We start from the raw sequence: 17042 nt of genomic DNA, 5'->3' as shown, positions 1-17042 counted from the left end.
GTCCGTTCCTTTAAGCAGCTTCTTTTTTTATGTGACGCTTAGTTATGAGTGATGTACCATCGTTTTATAAATCGGTAGCAATGCAGCGAACGTTTTTTCAACTTCTTGGTCGAATTGTTCTGCAGTTAACTTAACGGCAACGTCACGATCGATTGTTTTGCCGATAATGAACTCGCCTTTTTTAACGTTTTGTAAGCGTGTTAGTAAGCGAGGAATATCATCGTTATGACGTGCCTCTTTTAAAGAAATCGTCGCATCTGACATGTGATCGCCAGCAACGTAAAAGTCTTCTGGTAGTTCCTCGAATAAAGCAGGAGCATCCATTAAACGTTGTGCCATTTCATTTTTATTTGGGGCTTCATAAATGACCGCTAAATTAATGAAGAGGTGGCTTTCGAATAAACCGATTTGGAAATGAGGCATCGCTTTGTAGCCACGTTTGTTAGGGGCAAAAGCGACCCAACTATCGTTCGGTGGGTTCACTTTTCGACGCGCATGTTTCGCAACGTGTGGGAAAAATTCTTGTTCTAATTGTACGGTGAAATAGTTAGAAAATGATTCTCCTAATTGATTGAATTTAGGACGTACGATATCGATTAGTGCCGTCATACGAGGTTCTAATCCATTGATTGTGAAAACATTAAAATCTTGATCTGACCATTGAACGAGTGTCATGAAAATCCTCCATTGTTGTAAAAATATATATGTTTAGTTTAACTGAAATACGGGAAAAATTCTTCTACAAGAGCTTACACACATCTAGAAAGTTTAAACTTCAAAGAAAGTTCTTGATGACCTCGATAATTATTAAGGAGATGATCAAGATGAAACAGTTAATGAACATGGTTCGAAAGACAGATTTTGAACGAAATTATATTAATGGTTTAAAGTTAGAACTTGATTACGAATTAATTACATTGTACGATGCGATGACGGATAAAGATGAGAAACAAATGATACAGAGCAAAAAGAGACTGAGTGAAATTCATTCGGAATTGGAGGCATTCCATGCATTCGCTTGATAAGAATCTCATATTTTTTTGAAACACCTGTGTACTTAGTTCCTAAGTGACGGGTGTTTTTTGTTATACTGAATGAAAAGAATGTTAAGGGGTGTACCAACAATGGATATTCACGGCTTACATAACTATACAGTGGCAATTTTAAAAGAAGCGGGCGAACGAATTCGCCGTTCATTTCATGAAGTCATGCAAATTGAAACGAAATCAGATGCGAATGATTTAGTGACGAATATTGATAAAGAAATCGAACAGTTTATTATTAATAAAATAAGAACTTATGATGATACTTATCGCGTTTTTGGTGAAGAAGGAATGGCAGGGAACCCGGTGACATCTTTAGAGGGCGTCGTTTGGATTGTTGATCCAATTGATGGTACGATGAATTTCGTACGACAACATCGAAATTTTGCTATTTCAATTGGGATTTATGAAGATGGAGTAGGACAAGCTGGATACATTTATGATGTCGTGGCAGATGAGTTGTACTATGCGATTGCTGGTGAGGGTGCTTATATGAATGGTCAGCGATTAGCGCATTTAGAAGCATTGCCTTTAAACAAATCAATTGTTGGGATTAATGCAGTTTGGGGAACGCCGAATAAAAAAATAGAACATGAAGGCGTTATTCGCCTAATACGAAAGCTTAGAGGGACGCGTTCATTAGGTGCAGCAACACTCGAAATGATGGCCGTTGCGACTGGAAGAATGGATGCGTACATTTCACTTCGATTATCTCCTTGGGACATCGCAGCAGGCGTTATTATTGCCAACGAAGTCGGTGCCATTGCTTCGACTTTAGAAAACAAAAAAATCAATTTATTGGAACAAGATACATTTATTGTATCTAATCCATCGATTCATAGTGAAATTATTAACGATTATATAACATTAAAATAAAAATAAAAAAATCAATGGAGACAAGGCTTTAAGCCTTGTCTCCATTTTATTTTTAAGAAAAATATAAGCAACTCTATTGAATAAATGTTATCCACAGTGCTACTATAAAAATTGTGAAATCAGTTGACGGTATAATGTATTAAAAAAATGCACATTCGAATGAATGTGCATCTTTTTAAAAGATTATAGTAGGCCACGTTCACGGAATTTACGTTTTAAGCTAAATGCATATCCGAAAATAGCGAATACGAGCACGATGCTAAAAACTATTCCTAGAATGCTGTTATACGCAACTGCAACGCCAATTGAAAACATTGATAGAACGCCAGCAATTGCTAAAATAGCCATTACAAGTTTTGCTTTATTCATTATAATAGAACCTCCATTGTGGAATCTGTCTCTATTTTGAAGCGAAAATGTATTTTTGGCAAGGTATTCGAATCATTTGAAAAAATATTCATAAACGACCCATAAAAAATTCGTAATTAACGATTTATTGTGCTATAATTGCACAGTTATGGACTCGAAATAAAAAAAAGTGGAGTGGAACAATGACTAACTTACGTGAAGATTTAAGAAACATTGCAATTATTGCCCACGTCGACCATGGTAAAACAACTCTAGTCGACCAATTATTAAAACAATCAGGTACATTCCGTTCAAACGAACATGTTGAAGAACGCGCAATGGACTCTAACGATATTGAACGTGAACGCGGTATTACAATTTTAGCTAAAAATACTGCAGTACACTATCATGATACAAAAATTAACATTTTAGATACACCTGGACACGCCGATTTCGGTGGTGAAGTAGAACGTATCCTTAAAATGGTAGACGGCGTACTTTTAGTAGTCGATGCTTATGAAGGTTGTATGCCTCAAACTCGTTTCGTACTTAAAAAAGCTTTAGAACAAGGTTTAACACCAATCGTTGTTGTAAACAAAGTCGATAAAGATTCAGCTCGTCCTGAAGAAGTAGTTGATGAAGTACTAGACTTATTAATCGAACTTGGTGCAGACGAAGATCAATTAGACTTCCCAGTAGTATACGCTTCAGGCGTGAATGGTACTGCATCTCTTGATCCAAATCCAGCAAACCAAGAAGAAAACATGAAATGTTTATTCGAAAAAATTATCGAACACATTCCAGCACCAGAAGATACTCGTGAAGAACCATTACAATTCCAAGTTGCATTACTTGACTACAATGACTTCTTAGGCCGTATTGGTATTGGCCGTGTATTCCGCGGTAAAATCTCTGTTGGTCAATCAGTAGCACTTTCTAAATTAGATGGTACTGTTAAAAACTTCCGTGTTACTAAAATCTTTGGTTTCTTCGGTTTAAAACGTGAAGAAATCCAAGAAGCTGTTTCTGGTGATTTAATCGCCGTTTCAGGTATGGAAGAAATCAACGTAGGTGAAACGGTTTGTCCACAAGATCACGTCGATCCACTACCACCAATGCGTATTGATGAACCAACTTTACAAATGACGTTCCTAGTTAACAACTCACCATTCGCTGGTCGTGAAGGTAAATGGGTAACATCTCGTAAAATTGAAGAACGTTTAACTGCTCAATTACAAACTGACGTATCTTTACGTGTAGAACCAACTGATTCTCCAGATGCATGGACTGTATCTGGTCGTGGTGAACTTCACCTTTCAATCTTAGTTGAAAACATGCGTCGTGAAGGTTATGAACTACAAGTTTCTAAACCAAAAGTTATCATTCGTGAAATCGATGGCGTGAAATGTGAACCAGTAGAACGTGTTCAAATCGACGTTCCTGAAGATTCACTAGGTTCAATCATCGAATCATTAAATGAACGTAAAGGTGAAATGGTTGATATGATCAACGATGGTACTGGTCAAGTTCGTTTAATCTTCATGGTACCTGCTCGTGGCTTAATCGGTTATACAACTGAATTCATGTCTTTAACTAAAGGTTTCGGTATTATTAACCATACATTCGATTCTTACAAACCAGCAGTAGCTGGCCGTGTAGGTGGCCGTCGTAACGGTGCTTTAGTTTCTATGGAAACAGGTAAAGCTACTACTTACGGTATGATGCAAATTGAAGACCGTGGTACACTATTCTTAGAACCAGGTTCTGAAATTTACGAAGGTATGATCGTTGGTCAAAATACACGTGACAACGATATCACTGTAAACATTACGAAAATGAAAGCTAAAACAAACGTTCGTTCTTCTAACAAAGACCAAACAAACGTTATTAAAGCTCCAAAAAATCCTAACTCTTGAAGAAGCGTTAGAATTCTTAGATGACGATGAGTACTTAGAAGTAACTCCTGAATCTATTCGTTTACGTAAACAAATTTTAAACAAAAATGAACGTGAAAAAGTTTCTAAAAAACACCGCGCTTCTGATAAATAATTTAAAAGCAATTTGAAAAAAGCCTCCTTTTATGGAGGCTTTTTTTGCTGCTTTAGAAAATGCCAAAATGGTTAGCGTAATTTGCCATTTTGCTCGTTCATTGAATTAAAAAAAGGGCGTCACATGATGTGACGCCCTTTTTCGGTTAAAAGTTAAAAGTCTTCTTCTACGCTATGGTTGCCACGGCGAAACTCAAAGTTACCAGTTTCTATGCGAGATAGCGTATTTTCCGTAATACGTTCGTAGCATTCATCACAAGTGAATGTATGAATAGGACGATTTCGTAATTTTTTGGCTTCAGGTGAGAAGTCCGGAATTTCATGAATTTCATCACAAATAACACATTGTACACGCATTTTGATGGGCCTCCTTAGCGAATTTCGATTTTAACGATGCCTTGAATTGGCGATTCGGCATTTTGGCCGTCGCCATCAAGTAAATAGACAGGGCCATTTTCTAACATATTACCATCTTGGCTGAATTTGAAGATTTTTGTTTTTGCTTCTTCAATTGAAAAGGCAAATTCTTCACCTTGATTGGTAATGAAAACAGCTTGTGTTGCATCTTCAGTCGGTTCGGCGTTTTGAATAAAAGGTTCTACATGCATACCGAAAGTACCTGTACGCATTTCTTTATGACTGAATTTTTTTTCTGTTTTTAAAGTTGGTGGGAATACCGCACCTTCCATAATTTCACGAGACCAGAATTTACCTGCTTCTTCTACGTATTTTTCATCAGGATCTACGTGTACTTGTTCCGCTGTAAAATACGTAGTTAAATCTAATTTACGATCGTCGAAAATCCATGTGCTTGCGTCCAATGTGATTTCGAAATTTGTTTTTCCTTTAATGAGGATAATAGTGTCCATAATTGGCCCTCCTTAACATTACGTTCCACTAAACAGTATAACCTTTTTTCGATTTGTTGAGGTAAGATTTTAACTAAACTTGAATTTTAATGCGTATATACTTGCAATTTTAATGAGTAAAAGCTAAAATCTATATGATAGAACGATAAGAAATAACCAGGTAATGGGGGCGTCCTCATGGATACTAAATCTCAAAGTTCGTATCAGGAGAAGGCATTAGAACTCCTAATTGCCGATGCGGATAAAATAGCACAATTGATCCGAGTACAAATGGAAAACTTAACAATGCCACAATGTCCATTGTATGAGGAAGTTTTAGATACTCAAATGTTCGGTTTATCAAGAGAAATCGATTTTGCCGTTAAATTGGGTCTTTTAGAGCGTGAAAAGGGACGCAAAATTCTAGACTCTTTAGAGAAAGAACTTTCTGTGTTACACGATGCGTTCACGAAAAAATAAAAAACTCAAACACCTTAAAAGTGTTTGGGTTTTTTTGCTAATAAGTGAGGTATAAAATGAAAAAAAGTTTAAAATTTACTTAAAAAACTTCGATTATCCATTATTTGTTACATATACTTTGCTATGTTTGTTTGGTCTTGTTATGATTTATAGTGCGAGTATGGTTTGGGCGGTTAAGCGTTGGGATTATTCGGCAGACTTTTACTACAATAAACAAATACTTAATTTAGTTCTAGCATTTATAGCATTTTTTGTTGTATCCGTAATACCTTATCAGTTATTTAAAGTGAAAAAAATTTACGGTACAATTCTTGTCGTAACATTCCTTTCACTATTTGCTGTTAAACAATTTGGTTTCTCACCTGGGGGGTCAGGTGCAGTAAGTTGGATTAATTTAGGCGTTATGAACGTACAACCTTCTGAAATTGCAAAGCTTGCTTTTATTCTTTATTTTGCAGCAATCTTTAAAAAGAAAGAAGAAAAGAAATTACTAAATAGTTTTAGCCAAGGGTATTTACCACCGATGATTTTATTATTTGCAGCACTCGTGTTAATTTATTTAGAACCGGATTTAGGGAGTGCGCTTCTGCTATTTGCAGTTGCGCTTTCAGTCGTCATTTCTAGCGGAATTCGTTTCCGCACGTTTAGTTATTTCGCAGTCCCTTTAACGATTGCTTTTAGCATGCTGTTGTTTTTAGTAATTAAATTCCCATCGCTTTTCTTCTCAGGAAAAAGAGTAGGACGTCTAGAAGCGTTCTTAAATCCTTTTTCTGATGAAAAGCGATACGGGTATCAAGTCGTCAATGGATATTATGCGATTGGTTCGGGTGGTTTACAAGGACTTGGTCTTGGACAATCTATTCAGAAGCTCGGATATTTACCAGAGCCTCAAACAGATTTTATTTTAGCGGTTATTTCTGAAGAACTCGGTTTATTTGGTGTCATTGTCGTATTAGGTGGATTATTTTTCCTTATTGCACGAATTTTACTCATTGCTATTCGTACAACAGACAGTATGGCTCGCATGATTTGTACAGGTGTTGCCGCGTGGATCGGCTTCCAAACTTTCGTTAACGTAGGTGGTTTAGCGGGATTAATTCCGCTTACAGGGGTACCACTTCCATTCATTAGTTATGGAGGGACATCGGTGTTGTTATTATCAATGGCACTGGGCGTTGTTGCCAATATATCAACCCATGTGAAGATCTCGCATTCCAAACGAAAATCTTAGGGGGATTTGTTTATGACAATCAACAAAATTTTAGTAGCGAACCGCGGAGAAATTGCGATTCGTGTATTCCGTGCATGTACAGAATTGAAAATTCACACAGTAGCGATTTATTCACGAGAAGATAGTGGTTCATACCACCGTTATAAAGCAGATGAAGCTTACCTAGTTGGGGCTGGTAAAAAGCCAATCGACGCTTATTTAGATATTGAAGATATTTTACGTATTGCCAAAGAGTCTGGAGCAGATGCTATACATCCAGGCTATGGTTTTTTATCTGAAAATTTACATTTCTCAGAACGATGTGAAGAAGAAGGCATTATTTTTATCGGTCCTAAATCGAAACATTTAGATATGTTCGGAGATAAAGTAAAAGCTCGTGAACAAGCTATATTAGCTAATATTCCTGTTATTCCAGGAACAGATGGTCCAGTACAATCGCTTACAGAAGTGGAGCAATTCGGAGCAAGCCACGGCTATCCAATTATGATTAAAGCCGCTTTAGGCGGTGGCGGACGTGGTATGCGTGTCGTACATAATGCAGAAGAAGTGCAAGCAGCATATGAACGTGCAAAATCAGAAGCAAAAGCTGCTTTTGGTTCGGACGAAGTGTATGTTGAAAAATTCGTTGATAAACCAAAACACATTGAAGTACAAATTCTTGGAGATACACAAGGCAATTTAGTGCATTTATATGAACGTGATTGTTCAATTCAACGTCGACATCAAAAAGTCGTTGAAATCGCACCATCCAATGCTCTCTCAGACGATTTACGCCATCGTATTTGTGATGCTGCAGTGAAATTAATGAAAAATGTAAATTACGTCAACGCCGGAACGGTTGAATTTTTAGTATCAGGCGACGAATTTTATTTCATCGAAGTAAATCCGCGCGTCCAAGTAGAACATACGATTACGGAAATGGTAACAGGCATTGATATCGTGCATGCGCAAATTAAAATTGCTGCAGGCCATACATTGCATGATGAAGTGATTCAAATTCCACAACAAGAAAATATTAAATTAGATGGTTTTGCCATTCAATCTCGTATTACGACAGAAGATCCAGCAAATGATTTCATGCCAGATACGGGGCGTCTAACAGTTTATCGTTCAAGCGGTGGCTTTGGCGTCCGTCTAGATGCAGGGAATGGCTTCCAAGGTGCTGTGATCTCTCCACATTACGATTCTTTACTCGTGAAATTATGTACGTGGGGAAATACGTTCGAAGAAGCAGCAAAAAAATGGATCGAAATTTACAAGAATTCCGTATTCGTGGTGTGAAAACGAACATTCCTTTCTTGGAAAATGTTGTACGCCATACAGATTTTATTAGCGGCGATTTCAATACGAGCTTTATAGATGCCAATCCAGAATTATTAAAATTCCGTACACCGCGTGACCGAGGTACGAAATTATTAAGTTATATTGGGAATGTTACAGTAAATGGATTCCCAGGAATTGAATCGAAAACAAAACCAATTTATCCGAAACCACATAAACCGGACTTGAAAATTTATCAAGATATTCCGAACGGTACGAAACAAATTTTAGACGAGCGCGGTCCAGAAGGATTAGCGAAATGGATTAAAGAGCAAGACGATGTATTATTAACAGATACGACGATGCGTGATGCGCACCAATCATTGCTTGCAACACGCGTTCGTTCAAATGATATGTATAATATTGCCGATGCGACATCTAAAATTATGGGGAATGATTTCTTCTCATTAGAAATGTGGGGAGGAGCGACTTTCGATGTTGCGTATCGTTTCTTAAAAGAAGATCCTTGGCAACGTCTGCGTTATCTTCGTCAAATGATTCCGAATACGTTATTCCAAATGTTATTACGCGGCGCGAATGCAGTCGGATACAAAAACTATCCAGATAGCGTTATTAAAGATTTCGTGAAAGAATCTGCAAAAGAAGGTATCGACGTATTCCGTATTTTCGATAGCTTAAACTGGTTACCAGGCATGCAAGTAGCGATTGATGCTGTACGTGATGCAGGAAAAGTAGCGGAAGCGACACTTTGCTATACGGGCGATATTTTAGACGACTCTCGTTCTAAATATACAGTTGATTACTACAAAAAAATGGCAAAAGAATTAGAAAATGCCGGTGCGAACATTCTTGCGATTAAAGATATGGCAGGTTTATTAAAACCGAATGCAGCATATCGTTTAGTAAGTGAATTAAAAGAAGCAACGGATTTACCAATTCATCTTCATACACATGATACGAGCGGTAATGGTATTTACTTATACGCCAAAGCGATTGAAGCGGGTGTAGACATTATTGATACAGCTGTTGGCTCAATGTCTGGATTGACGTCTCAACCGAGCGCAAATAGCTTGTATTATGCGTTGAAAGGTAGCGAACGTAATTTACGTATGGATATTGACGGAGTTGAAAAAATTTCATACTACTGGGAAGATATTCGTAAATATTACAAAGACTTTGAAAGTGGCATGAATAGCCCACATTCAGAAATTTACGTGCATGAAATGCCGGGTGGACAATATTCAAATCTTCAACAACAAGCAAAAGGTGTAGGTCTAGGCGATCGTTGGGAAGAAGTGAAGAAAATGTACTCACGCGTCAACTTAATGTTCGGTGATATTATTAAAGTAACGCCGTCATCAAAAGTAGTCGGGGATATGGCACTGTTCATGGTTCAAAATGATTTAGACGAGCAAACGGTAATCGAACGTGGACATACGCTAAGTTTCCCAGATTCAGTTATTGAATTGTTTGAAGGCTATTTAGGTCAACCGTATGGCGGCTTCCCAGAAGATTTACAAAAAGTCATTTTGAAAGACCGTCAACCAATTACGGTACGTCCAGGTGAGTTACTAGAAAATATCGATATTGAAAAAGAACGTGAAGCACTTTGTGCGAAATACGATCGTTTAATGACGACGCAAGATGCGCTTGCGCATGTTCTTTATCCAAAAGTATTTGAACAATACATGCAAACATTCGATCAATTTGAGAACGTATCTGTACTTGATACTCCGACATTCCTTCACGGGTTACGTTTAGGTGAAGAAATTGAAGTGAGTATTGAAAAAGGGAAAACGTTAATTATTAAATTAGTCGCAATTGGCGAGCCACAACATGATGGTACACGCCAAGTGTACTTCGAATTAAATGGTCAACCTCGTGATATTACCGTGCAAGATATGACGGTTGAAATTACAGGAGAAGCGAAGCGTAAAGCGGACCCAGTAAATGCAAGCCAAATTGGTGCTACGATGCCAGGGACAGTGTTGAAAGTGGCTGTTTCAAAAGGAAGCCCTGTGAAACGCGGTGAGCATTTACTTATCACAGAAGCGATGAAGATGGAAACGACTGTTCAAGCACCGAAAGACGGTATTGTGAAAGAAATTTATGTCGCTGCGGGGGATGCAATTTCTACAGGCGATTTACTCATTGAATTAGAAGACTAATGCATGCTAACTAAACAATGATGAAAAATAGAAGCGGAAACCTTTTTCAGGTAACCCTTCTATTTTTTATTTCTGTCACGATTTATACACTCTTTTTAAAAAGAAAGTTGTTATAATGAGTAAGACATCGCGTAACGATAAGAAAATTTCTTATCGTATCAATTTGGGAAAATCGTAAGGAGTATAGAACATGAGTTTACCTATTTTACCGACGATTAGTACATTCTTCATCGTGCTTAGCGCTGTGCTAATTGCGATTGGTTGGGTATTAATTAGTAAAAGAAAAATCGAAGCACATAAAAAAGTGATGATTGCAGGTGCTATCTCTGCCTTAATTTTTTCATCATCTACGCATCACGTACGATCTTCATTGGGAACACGGCATTCGGTGGACCGGATGATTTGAAAAAATATTATGTGATCTTCCTCGTATTCCACATTACTTTAGCGACTGTAGGGGCGGTCTTTGGCCTTGTGACGCTTTGGTTAGGCTTTAAAGAGAATTACAAAAAACATCGTAAAATTGGACCTATTACGAGTATCATTTGGTTCTTTACAGCAATTACAGGAACGATGGTTTATTTATTACTTTACGTGTTTTATCATGGCGGAGAAACGACTTCTGTTATTAAAGCAATTCTTAATCCATAATGGAAATCCAAAACGATTCCGTCGTTTTGGATTTTTTTTATTGTCATGTATAATAAACGTATTACGTATATTGGAGAGGGAATTTTGAAAGCATTATATCGAATTTTATTTGTGTTTGCGCTTTTATTAATCGTATTTTTTATACGAATACGTCGGTTCAAGAAAACGATGTACTGAAATCACCGAGTAAGGCTTTTCCAGAACAAACGGTATCGAATAGTAGTACGGATGCGATGCCACGACCGAAAGAAGGGTACTCGACTTTAATCGGGAAAGATGTTGCACAATTGAAAAAAGAATTAGGAGAACCAGAACGCATTGGTCCTTCTGAATATGATTTTGATTGGTGGGTATACAAAAAGAAATCAAGCTATATTTTAGCGGGTGTTGAAAATAATCGTGTCGTACAAATTTTCTTAGCGGGGGACGATGCGGAAGCAAAACCTTTTGAAATCGGACAAACGCTAGAACAATTGTATCGCACGACGATTACAGATACAGAAGTGCATGTGAAAATAAAAAATAGTACGTATACATTTATGCTAAGTGAGCTTGATTTACAATCTCGTTTGCTCGTCATGTATGATGGTGTATATGCGCAACTTTATTTTGATAACATCGATGGCGATCTTCACGCAGTTAGATTTTTAGACGGGCCGACGCTCGTGAAAATGAAACCGTACGATATGAGTTTCGTAGGGGATTTATTAACACCGAAAACGCCATCGTCGTTTGCACAACAAAAAATTAATGCAGAAAATGCGGAACAACTGTCTGAATTGACGAACGTGTTCCGCCAACATAAAGGATTACCGACTGTACAAACGATGAGTGAATTAAATCATCTAGCGCTTGAGCGAAGTAAAGTTCATGCGAAAACGACGTCGGAAGATGAAGAACAAATAAGTTTGAAAAAGCGATTGAATGATGCGCAAATTCCGTTTAAATCTGCATCTGAAAATGCAGCGGAAGACTATACGGATGCACCAGAAGCTATTCACGGTTTAATGAATTCTGAAAAGCATCGTCAAACGCTATTGAATGATAATTTCAGCTATTTAGGTACGGGTGTGTTCGGAAAAAACTACACGCAAATCTTTATCGAAGCTGAAAAAGAATAAAGGAGGTATTTTGCGATGATGATGACTTCAGAATGGGGAGAAATTCTCGATGATGTAGATCAACTAGCTGATCAAATCAAACAATCTGAAACGTATGCGGCGTTGCGAAAGGCACGAAGCATCGTTTATAGTGACGAAGCATTAGTAGCACAAATTTCAGCTTTTACACGTATGAAAGAACAATATGAAGAAGTACAACGTTTCGGTAAATACCATCCTGACTATAAGACGGTCATGAAAGGTATTCGTCAAATGAAGCGTGAATTAGATATGAATGAAGCGGTGAGTCAATTACGTCTTGCCGAAAACCACTATCAAGATTTATTAGATGAAGTGAGCTTAATTTTAGCGAAATCTGTTTCGGAAGCAGTTAAAGTACCTGTAAGCAATCCTTTCTTTGCACAAGCTTCTAGCTGTAGCACAGGTGGCGGTTGCGGTTCAGGTGGCGGCTGTTCTTGTAGCGCTTAATACGCATTAAAAAAGGAGTTATGAATGTTCATAACTCCTTTTTTGTATTTATCTATTTGTTGTTAATAACATTCATCGCGATGTCTGGGCGATCTGTAACGATACCACGTGCACCACGTTCGAGTACTTCACGGATTTCTTCTTCTGTATCAAGCGTCCAGTACATGACAGGGACGTTGACAGCGTTTAAAAATTGAATGAATCCTTTCGTATCTAGCGCGATGACGCTACCGAAGTGACGAGGAATTTGGAAGACGTCTACTTTCGGGCTATACAGATGTTTGAATTGGCTCGTATAAGCTGTGTAAGCTTTCGTTACTTCACCTTTACCTGCACCGAGCGCAATTTCATTTTGAGCATATAAATTAAATCGATCAATTTGCTCGTCGTAAAAACTCGTTACGACGACGCGTTGTTTCGCATTGCATTCTTCTAGCAAGTGCCATAATTTAGATGGCATAAGACCACCTTCATATGTATCCGGTGCGTCTTTCATATCGATATTGACGAACATCGTTGGGAATTGTTCGAATAGTTCTTTCAACGTTACGATTTGTTGCGGGTTATTTCGATAAGAAAAATTACCTTCTAAATCAACGAATTGATGGCCGAAATTAAATTGTCGTAATTCTTCAAGTGTCATATCAGCGATACGACCACTTCCATCACTCGTACGATCAATATATTCGTCGTGGAAAACAACAATTTCTTCATCTTTCGTTAGACGGATATCTAGTTCAAATCCATCAACACCTAAATCGGCAGCGTTGTTGAAAGCTGCTAGCGTTTGTTCAGGAGCTAAATGTGAGCCTCCACGGTGTGCAAGTACGACGGGGCAATCATATTGAAGCGCTTGTTTCTCATCACGTTTTTGTGGTGTAACAAATGCTTTCGTACCGGCCCATGCAGCTGCACTAGCTGCAGCGATAGCTACAGCGATTTTTGTTTTTGTGCCCATTAAATAATTCCTCCTTAAAGGTTGCAGACTTTTTCTTTCTTATTATACTCGAAAGTAATCGATTCTGTCAGCCTCGCAAGGTTGCGGAGTTTTTTTATGCTATGGTATTCTTTTAATATAGAAATGAGGGGATTTTTTGTGAGAGAACGACAAGGGTTAATCGTATACGTGCATCATTTGAAACAAGCAAAATCATTACGTCGCTACGGCCACGTAAACTACATATCAAGACGTGCGAAGTATGTCGTTTTATATTGCGATATGGATGACGTAGAAGAGTTGTCTAATAAATTGTCACGTTTACCATTTGTAAAAAACGTTCTACCATCGTACCGCCCATTCGTGAAAACGGAGTACGAAAATGCCAAACCAGATAAAGCAAAAGAATACGACTATAAAGCAGGACTTTAATCAATAAAATGATGAAAGTTCTTTCATTATGTCCGATAAAAAGAGAAATAGTCTTTTTAGTCTATAAAAAATAAGCACTACTATAGTAGTGCTTAACTTGTTTTAACCTAAGTTTGGAATGTAATGATAAAGGCGTAATAAACCAATTAAATATTGATAATACAATGTGACATCGACATATACAGAAGAATGTTTTACTTCTAAAGTAATGAGTGTTTTATCCACATTTTCAATTGCCTCTTTAAACATATTGTAGCGTGTAGAAGGTTTCTCAGCGTCGTAAGGAATTCCTTCACGACAAACGTAAATCGGCATGAATTTACTTTCACCTACAGGTTTTAATGCTACGGCAAAAGAAGCGACTTGTTTACCATCTTTTTGTGAAACGAATACGAATGTATTTTGAATGCGATCTTTGTTCGTGTTCATAATTTCTAACATCTCATATAAATCGCCATATCCTTGTCCGAGTTCAATAAAGCGTTGAATCATTATAAATACACATCCTTTCTTATAAATACTACCATGATGCAGGGGGATTCGCACATGAAAAAAGCAGCTGTTATCGTATTTGCACTATTGATTTTTATCAATGGTCTTTTGCTGACGTTTCAATTCCATGTCTTCTCAGACAAAGTAGATAATGAACAACAAACTTTTAAATACAATCAAGTCATTGATATTGTTCATAGAGGGAATCAATTGATTGTGACGCAAACCTTTACCGATTTGCCAGAAAGTAACGTGATTATTTCTTGGCCTGAAAAAATAAAAAATAAGAAATGTGTAAAAGATGCTAAAGGAAAAACGGAAAAATGTGATCGAATGGATCAAACGTTAACGCAGTTTAAAGAAGGCACATCTACGACACAAAAATTACAATATGTCATTCCACTAGCTAAAGGTGGTATACAGTCTAGAACGTTGCTTGCGAATAAATTTTTAACACTTAAACACGGTGTCGTTAGTCATACGCAATTGCATATTTCGGATGAGGAACGTATCGGTGGCCAATGGTTTACGGGCCTACCACGGGTCGCAACGAGATCGCTCGCGTTGACGGATTATTCTTATTACCAAGGAACGGGCGCTGTTTATGAGTTGTATTGGCAAAAAACACCATTAAAAAAAGCATTTACGAATGACCGTGCAACGGTTTATGGTGGCGGGGAAATGACGCAACAATTACAAGATGCATTCGTGAAAGCAATCGATAGCAATCCAAATCATGTAGATGTCATTCATGCAGAGCAAGCGAAAAATGGTGTGCGTATTATGTTTGCGAAAAGTATTCATAGCAATCAATTACCAGGATATGTGGCAGTTAATGTCATTAAACAAAAATATACATTTTCAGGGTCAGATTGGTTACCGACTGTCGTCGCTTCTATTTTAGATGATAGCGTATACGGTGCGACAAAAACGCGTGCAATGGTCAATACGTTGTATGATTACATGTCAGAAAGCCAATTAAAAGCGTGGAAAGCGCAATTGCAAAAATTAGAAGGAAAAAAAGTGACGAACGACGTATTGGATCAAACATTAAGTGAATCACTTGATGCTACGACGTCTTATTTCGCGATGAATGGTGCTTCTAAAGGGTTAGCACCGCTATTATTCGAAGATGGGCGCTCAGTTTATGTGAATGATGTTCAACAAAAAAATATGCGAATCATTTTAAAAGATGGGCGTGTATTATATGCTGCAACGCCATTATTTGATACACTAGGTTATACAGCGAAAACAGGTAAAAATGGGTATTACGTGAAAAATGCTAAACAAAGCTACCGTTTCCCGATGACATCTGCTTTTTATGTATTTAATAATAAGCGCTACGACATCGCATCGCAGCCTTTTGAGGTTGTGAATGGTCAATATTATGTAGAAGAAGCTTGGCTCATTCGTTTATTCGGAGCGGATATTCAAAAGTTGGATGAGCGAATCGACATTAATATTTCTGATGAGGCGTTAAAATAAGAGGTATCAAACGATGAGAGTAATTGCAGGAGATCGCAAAGGTATGCCATTAAAAGCGATTAATGGTAGCACGACACGACCAACAACGGATAAAGTCAAAGAGTCCCTATTTAACATTTTAGGTCCATTTTTTTACGGGGGAACTGTACTCGATTTATTCGCAGGAAGCGGCGGCTTAGGAATTGAAGCGTTAAGTCGTGGAATGGAAAAAGGGATTTTCATTGAAAAAGATAGTAAAGCGTTTCAAAATTTAAAAGAAAATATTGAAAAATGCCGTTATGAAGAACAAACGGAAGTCTTTCGTAATGATGCAACACGTGCATTGAAAGCTTTAATTAAGCGAGAAGTACAAGCAGATTTGATCTTTTTAGACCCACCATATGCTAAACATAGCTACTACAAAATGGTGGAAGATATTATTAAAAATGGCGTCGTAGCAGCAGACGGTAAAATTGTTTGTGAACACGATACGACGTTGAAATTACCAGATCAAATTGAAACGTTTACGAAATATCGCGAAGAGAAATATGGTAGTACGATTATTTCATTTTATCGCTTAGAGGAAGAGGGAGAATAGTTTGGAAAAAATTGCAGTTGTACCAGGAAGTTTCGATCCACTAACAAACGGGCATTTGGACATTATTAAACGTGCTGCAGAAGTGTTTGATATCGTATATGTTGCAGTGCTAAACAATTCATCTAAAAAACCTTTATTTACAGTAGATGAACGAATTGCTTTAATAAAAGAAATTACGAAAGATATTCCGAATGTACGCATTGATTGCTCATCTGGTTTATTAGTCGATTATGCACAAAGCAAAAACGCAAGTGCCATTGTGCGTGGACTACGTGCGATTTCGGATTTTGAATATGAAATGCAAATTACGTCAATGAATCGTTTCTTAGACAAAAATATTGAAACATTTTTTATTATGACGAAAAATGAACATTCATTTTTAAGTTCAAGTATCGTAAAAGAAGTAGCGCAATACGGTGGTAAAATTAAAGGACTCGTACCTGAAATCGTCGAAAAAGCATTGTACGAAAAATTTAATACAAAATAAAGAAGTGTACATCATACGCACTATTGCCGATCATTGCTTAATGAATCGGCTTTTTTTCAATTGGACGTA

The 17042-nt window shown here is 37.5% G+C and carries 16 protein-coding genes and 3 pseudogenes; 13 read left to right on the top strand and 6 right to left on the bottom strand.

The window, feature by feature from the left end; translation table 11 throughout:
* Nucleotides 1-42: 42 nt before the first annotated feature.
* Nucleotides 43-675, bottom strand: a complete 633-nt coding sequence (locus KSHG_RS03390; RefSeq protein WP_010301845.1) for a YktB family protein — start codon at nucleotides 673-675, stop codon at nucleotides 43-45.
* A gap of 149 nt (nucleotides 676-824) precedes the next feature.
* On the opposite strand from KSHG_RS03390, the gene KSHG_RS03385 reads away from it, so the two are divergent.
* Both KSHG_RS03385 and KSHG_RS03380 read left to right on the top strand, forming a co-directional pair.
* Nucleotides 825-1022, top strand: coding sequence for a hypothetical protein (locus KSHG_RS03385; protein WP_010301843.1), 198 nt, complete (start codon nucleotides 825-827; stop codon nucleotides 1020-1022).
* A 102-nt stretch (nucleotides 1023-1124) separates the two neighbouring features.
* The gene (locus KSHG_RS03380; RefSeq protein WP_010301840.1) at nucleotides 1125-1919 is read left to right on the top strand and encodes an inositol monophosphatase family protein; all 795 of its coding nucleotides are present in this window, start codon (nucleotides 1125-1127) and stop codon (nucleotides 1917-1919) included.
* A gap of 183 nt (nucleotides 1920-2102) precedes the next feature.
* Here the strand turns inward: KSHG_RS03380 and KSHG_RS03375 are convergent, their stop codons facing one another.
* Entirely contained in the window at nucleotides 2103-2288 is a 186-nt protein-coding gene (locus KSHG_RS03375) for a DUF5325 family protein (protein WP_010301837.1), read from the bottom strand.
* A gap of 182 nt (nucleotides 2289-2470) precedes the next feature.
* Here KSHG_RS03375 and typA point away from each other — a divergent pair.
* Nucleotides 2471-4316: pseudogene (gene typA / locus KSHG_RS16035) on the top strand (translational GTPase TypA).
* Between the two features lie 152 nt (nucleotides 4317-4468).
* Here the strand turns inward: typA and KSHG_RS03365 are convergent.
* Nucleotides 4469-4672 carry a YlaI family protein gene (locus KSHG_RS03365; RefSeq protein WP_010301831.1) on the bottom strand — a complete coding sequence of 68 codons (204 nt, stop codon included), beginning with the start codon at nucleotides 4670-4672 and terminating at the stop codon, nucleotides 4469-4471.
* Between the two features lie 14 nt (nucleotides 4673-4686).
* Nucleotides 4687-5184: a hypothetical protein gene (locus KSHG_RS03360; RefSeq protein WP_010301828.1), complete on the bottom strand. Its 498-nt coding sequence runs from the start codon at nucleotides 5182-5184 to the stop codon at nucleotides 4687-4689.
* 177 nt (nucleotides 5185-5361) lie between these two features.
* Between KSHG_RS03360 and KSHG_RS03355 the strand changes: the two genes are divergently transcribed.
* From KSHG_RS03355 to KSHG_RS03330, 6 genes and pseudogenes are all read left to right on the top strand, one after another.
* Nucleotides 5362-5643, top strand: coding sequence for a YlaN family protein (locus tag KSHG_RS03355; protein ID WP_010301825.1), 282 nt, complete (start codon nucleotides 5362-5364; stop codon nucleotides 5641-5643).
* A 73-nt stretch (nucleotides 5644-5716) separates the two neighbouring features.
* Nucleotides 5717-6874, top strand: a complete 1158-nt coding sequence (locus KSHG_RS03350) for an FtsW/RodA/SpoVE family cell cycle protein (RefSeq protein ID WP_026022494.1) — start codon at nucleotides 5717-5719, stop codon at nucleotides 6872-6874.
* Between the two features lie 12 nt (nucleotides 6875-6886).
* Nucleotides 6887-10320, top strand: a pseudogene (locus KSHG_RS16030) (ATP-binding protein); the annotation flags it as partial.
* Between the two features lie 193 nt (nucleotides 10321-10513).
* A pseudogene (locus tag KSHG_RS16025) lies at nucleotides 10514-10974 on the top strand (DUF420 domain-containing protein).
* A 233-nt stretch (nucleotides 10975-11207) separates the two neighbouring features.
* Nucleotides 11208-12095, top strand: coding sequence for a CAP domain-containing protein (locus tag KSHG_RS16020; RefSeq protein WP_010301817.1), 888 nt, complete (start codon nucleotides 11208-11210; stop codon nucleotides 12093-12095).
* Nucleotides 12096-12110: 15 nt separating this feature from the next.
* Entirely contained in the window at nucleotides 12111-12563 is a 453-nt protein-coding gene (locus KSHG_RS03330; protein ID WP_010301814.1) for a YlbF family regulator, read from the top strand.
* A gap of 52 nt (nucleotides 12564-12615) precedes the next feature.
* On the opposite strand, the gene KSHG_RS03325 is transcribed toward KSHG_RS03330, so the two are convergent.
* Nucleotides 12616-13521 carry a glycerophosphodiester phosphodiesterase gene (locus KSHG_RS03325; RefSeq protein ID WP_010301812.1) on the bottom strand — a complete coding sequence of 302 codons (906 nt, stop codon included), beginning with the start codon at nucleotides 13519-13521 and terminating at the stop codon, nucleotides 12616-12618.
* A 138-nt stretch (nucleotides 13522-13659) separates the two neighbouring features.
* Here KSHG_RS03325 and KSHG_RS03320 point away from each other — a divergent pair, with 138 nt between their 5' ends.
* On the top strand, nucleotides 13660-13932 hold the full coding sequence (locus tag KSHG_RS03320; protein WP_026022493.1) for a YlbG family protein: 273 nt from the start codon (nucleotides 13660-13662) through the stop codon (nucleotides 13930-13932).
* A gap of 102 nt (nucleotides 13933-14034) precedes the next feature.
* On the opposite strand, the gene KSHG_RS03315 is transcribed toward KSHG_RS03320, so the two are convergent.
* On the bottom strand, nucleotides 14035-14424 hold the full coding sequence (locus KSHG_RS03315) for a DUF7147 family protein (RefSeq protein WP_010301807.1): 390 nt from the start codon (nucleotides 14422-14424) through the stop codon (nucleotides 14035-14037).
* A gap of 54 nt (nucleotides 14425-14478) precedes the next feature.
* Between KSHG_RS03315 and KSHG_RS03310 the strand changes: the two genes are divergently transcribed.
* Genes KSHG_RS03310 through coaD form a run of 3 tightly spaced genes read left to right on the top strand, consistent with a single transcriptional unit; the run spans nucleotide 14479 to nucleotide 16973 of the window.
* Nucleotides 14479-15909, top strand: coding sequence for a stalk domain-containing protein (locus KSHG_RS03310; RefSeq protein ID WP_010301804.1), 1431 nt, complete (start codon nucleotides 14479-14481; stop codon nucleotides 15907-15909).
* 13 nt (nucleotides 15910-15922) lie between these two features.
* Complete coding sequence (rsmD, locus tag KSHG_RS03305; protein WP_010301800.1) at nucleotides 15923-16486, top strand: 16S rRNA (guanine(966)-N(2))-methyltransferase RsmD; 564 nt, start codon at nucleotides 15923-15925, stop codon at nucleotides 16484-16486.
* 1 nt (nucleotide 16487) lies between these two features.
* On the top strand, nucleotides 16488-16973 hold the full coding sequence (gene coaD, locus KSHG_RS03300) for a pantetheine-phosphate adenylyltransferase (RefSeq protein ID WP_010301797.1): 486 nt from the start codon (nucleotides 16488-16490) through the stop codon (nucleotides 16971-16973).
* Nucleotides 16974-17042 lie beyond the last annotated feature (69 nt).

The organism is Kurthia senegalensis (assembly GCF_000285595.1).
In the GTDB taxonomy this organism is placed as follows: domain Bacteria; phylum Bacillota; class Bacilli; order Bacillales_A; family Planococcaceae; genus Kurthia; species Kurthia senegalensis.
The sequence above is the reverse complement of the archived record's forward strand: the minus strand, read 5'-3'. Positions and strand labels throughout refer to the sequence as shown.

Coding starts and splice junctions, on each gene's coding strand:
- KSHG_RS03310 (WP_010301804.1), top strand. CDS start 14,479: ATGAAAAAAGCAGCTGTTATCGTATTTGCACTATTGATTTTTATCAAT.
- KSHG_RS16020 (WP_010301817.1), top strand. CDS start 11,208: ATGCCACGACCGAAAGAAGGGTACTCGACTTTAATCGGGAAAGATGTT.
- KSHG_RS03385 (WP_010301843.1), top strand. CDS start 825: ATGAAACAGTTAATGAACATGGTTCGAAAGACAGATTTTGAACGAAAT.
- rsmD (WP_010301800.1), top strand. CDS start 15,923: ATGAGAGTAATTGCAGGAGATCGCAAAGGTATGCCATTAAAAGCGATT.
- KSHG_RS03380 (WP_010301840.1), top strand. CDS start 1,125: ATGGATATTCACGGCTTACATAACTATACAGTGGCAATTTTAAAAGAA.
- KSHG_RS03355 (WP_010301825.1), top strand. CDS start 5,362: ATGGATACTAAATCTCAAAGTTCGTATCAGGAGAAGGCATTAGAACTC.
- KSHG_RS03365 (WP_010301831.1), bottom strand. CDS start 4,672: ATGCGTGTACAATGTGTTATTTGTGATGAAATTCATGAAATTCCGGAC.
- KSHG_RS03390 (WP_010301845.1), bottom strand. CDS start 675: ATGACACTCGTTCAATGGTCAGATCAAGATTTTAATGTTTTCACAATC.
- KSHG_RS03375 (WP_010301837.1), bottom strand. CDS start 2,288: ATGAATAAAGCAAAACTTGTAATGGCTATTTTAGCAATTGCTGGCGTT.
- KSHG_RS03315 (WP_010301807.1), bottom strand. CDS start 14,424: ATGATTCAACGCTTTATTGAACTCGGACAAGGATATGGCGATTTATAT.
- KSHG_RS03325 (WP_010301812.1), bottom strand. CDS start 13,521: ATGGGCACAAAAACAAAAATCGCTGTAGCTATCGCTGCAGCTAGTGCA.
- KSHG_RS03330 (WP_010301814.1), top strand. CDS start 12,111: ATGATGATGACTTCAGAATGGGGAGAAATTCTCGATGATGTAGATCAA.
- KSHG_RS03360 (WP_010301828.1), bottom strand. CDS start 5,184: ATGGACACTATTATCCTCATTAAAGGAAAAACAAATTTCGAAATCACA.